This is a genomic window from Flavobacterium sp. (assembly GCF_028712645.1).
Taxonomy (GTDB): domain Bacteria; phylum Bacteroidota; class Bacteroidia; order Flavobacteriales; family Flavobacteriaceae; genus Flavobacterium.
Genome location: NZ_JAQTPQ010000357.1, coordinates 1 through 2,927, shown reverse-complemented (window position 1 = coordinate 2,927; position 2,927 = coordinate 1). Strand labels below are relative to the sequence as shown.

At 33.2% G+C, this 2,927-nt stretch carries 2 protein-coding genes and 1 pseudogene; all 3 read left to right on the top strand.

Annotation, left to right across the window (positions count from 1 at the left end; translation table 11 throughout):
• Nucleotides 1–90, top strand: a pseudogene (aroE, locus tag PHC28_RS17795) (shikimate dehydrogenase); the annotation flags it as partial.
• 131 nt (nt 91–221) lie between these two features.
• The gene (locus PHC28_RS17790) at nt 222–731 is read left to right on the top strand and encodes a hypothetical protein (protein ID WP_300103672.1); all 510 of its coding nucleotides are present in this window, start codon (nt 222–224) and stop codon (nt 729–731) included.
• Between the two features lie 517 nt (nt 732–1,248).
• Nucleotides 1,249–2,927: DUF349 domain-containing protein (locus PHC28_RS17785; protein ID WP_300103675.1), on the top strand; the 1,679-nt coding region annotated here is incomplete at its 3' end.

Below are 2,927 nucleotides of genomic sequence, written 5' to 3'. Positions count from 1 at the left end.
AAAGCGGCAGCACAAGGTGCACAAACTAAAAACGGACTTGATATGCTTATTTTTCAGGCAGAGAAAGCGTGGAAGGTTTGGAATAAGTAAAAGCTTGCTTGATGATTTGTAATGCAACTATTGTGCTATATTTGTGGGAAACAAAATGGAAGTTTTTTCACAGACTGACGTCGGCAGTCAGTTACAAGCTACAGAAAACGTATAACAGAAAATAAAGTTTAATGAAAATCAAAATGAATCAAATAATCTACATTTCAATTTTTCTGTTGGGCATATTTGTTTTGGCATATTATCGTAAAGTAAAATCGGAAAAAGAAAGTGTTAAAAGTGTAAATCCAAATGAACTCTTTCAAAATGAAATTGTCCACGAACAATTGTCTGAAAAGCAAATTGAGAAAATAAAAAAGATCCAATCATCATTTGCTGACGTCTATAAAATTTCTTTGGAAGAAACAATTACAAATTTTAAACGGGATCAAAATCCTGACAATGAAATTGAAGTTTGGCTTAATATGCTGAAAGCTTATGAAAAGTTTGTTTACAAAAATGGAACTGATATTGAATTGAATAAAAAAACCGAAGTTTTTAAATTAATATTAATGCGTTCAATGATGGATGAAAAAGAAGCTGAATTTGAAACTAAATGCACAATATTAAATAAAAATGAAATAAAAGAAATATTTGGCTATTATCGAATAAAAGCAAAACCTCTTCTGATTGAAACCAAATAACCGAACCGCCAATCGAGTAGACGGCTCTGTCAGTAACTGACGGAGTGCGCCTCTCAAATATTTTCATTCATGAAAACCAAAAAAACAATATTAAATTGAGTACACCACCGATTCCTTCGGCTTCGCTCAGGATAAACCAAGCGGGTCACGTATTCGGCGGTTCGCAAAGTGATGGGTTAAGTTCGATGTAAACAGTTAAGGATTGATAGTCTCGCTGTTTCAAGCGTTTAGATTCAAATCTACTCCTTCGCCAAGCGACCAACCATTAGCAAAAAAAATATTTATAGCTACTCGCCATTTTTTTTTTTAAATAAATCCTGAAAAAAATCAAAGAATTATTGAATTTTAAATCTTGGTTAAAGCGTTTCCTTTATCGTTGGAAACCAGTAAAATGAATCCTTCAAAAAATACTTCTACACATAAAACGACTATAAATAAAGGAATTTCTTTGAATTTTGCTACACCTTTACTATCTTTCGCATTCGAAAAAAAAATTGAACCCTTACACATTGAAAAAATGTTAGAAGAAAAGACTGATAACCTGCTTGATGCAGATGGAAATTTAGGAATCGATTCAAACGAAACGATCCAACCTGATACAATTGTATTAGAAGAAACAGGAGTTGCTGAACCTGAAAATAGTGAAGTAACAGAATTAATCATCGAAACTGATGCTACAGCTACTGCCGAAGACTCGAGCGATAAAGAGCAGGCTGAGCAATTGACAGAAGTTGATACTACAGTTGAGGCAACCAATAAAACAGCTATCGACGCCATCGCCGATACTAATGCTGAGGAAAGCGAAGATGAAACACTGAAAGAACGTCACGACATTCCGATGCTGGATTATGATACTTTATCTTTAGAATCACTTGTTGAAGAATTGAAAAATTTGGTTACCAACGAAAAAGTGATGTCGGTAAAAGATCACGTTGAAGAAATTAAAAAATCGTTTTTGGCAAAATACTATCATCTTCTAGAAGAGAAAAAAGAAGAGTTTCTTGCCGAAAATACAGATGCAAATGAAGAATTTCAATATCATTCTCCGCTAAAAACAAAATTTGATCAATTTTATTCCTTATTCAGGGATAATAAAAATACTCATTTCAAAAGTTTGCAAACTAATCTGAAAACAAACTTAGAAAACAGATTGGCGATTGTTGAGGAATTAAAAGATCTCATCAATCCGCAGGAAAACATCAAAGATACCTTGAAGCAATTCAATGATTTAAGAGAACGATGGAAAAATGCAGGTCCAATTCCGAAAGATAAATACAATCACGTTTGGAACAATTATCATTTTCACGTAGAGAATTTCTATGACTATTTACACTTAGACAGAGAAGCACGAGACCTTGATTTTAAACACAATTTAGAGCAAAAACAAAAAATTATTGCGCGTGTTGAAGAATTAATTAACGAAGCCGACATTAATAAAGCATTCCGGGAATTACAGGATTTGCATAAAATATGGAAAGAGGATATTGGTCCTGTTTCGAGAGAAAATCGTGATGATATTTGGAACAAGTTTAGCGATTTGACCAAACAAATGCACGATAAACGTGAAGTTTTGTTCGAAAATTTAAGAGGAACTGAGCTAGAAAATCTAGAAAAGAAAAAAGAAATCATAGCTAAAATTGAAGTTTTGGCAACTGAAAAAGTAAATGCCCATTCGCAATGGTTGGGACAGATTGAAAAAGTAGAAGCTTTGAGAACTGCTTTTTTCTCAGCAGGAAAAGTTCCATCGGAGGTGAATGAAGAAACTTGGGCAGCATTTAAAACTGCTGTTAGAAATTTTAATTCTTTCAAAAATTCGTTTTACAAAGACATTAAAAAAGACCAAAATACTAATTTGAACAAAAAAATGGCTCTTGTTGCCAAAGCTAAAGAACTTCAGGAAAGCACCGATTTTGCTGCCACTACTCCTGTTATGAAGAAAATTCAAGAGGAATGGAAACAAATAGGTCACGTTCCTAGAAAATATTCAGACAAAATTTGGGCCGAATTCAAGGAAGCTTGCAATCATTATTTTGATAAATTAAAAGAGCAAAAAAACGAAGAAAATGGTGAAGAAATAGAAGCTTTCGACAAGAAAAAAGCCTATTTAGAAACATTGAGAGCGTTTCAATTAGTGGGTGACCACAAAACCGATTTGGATGCTATAAAACTACATATCGAAACTTGGAAAAACTTCGG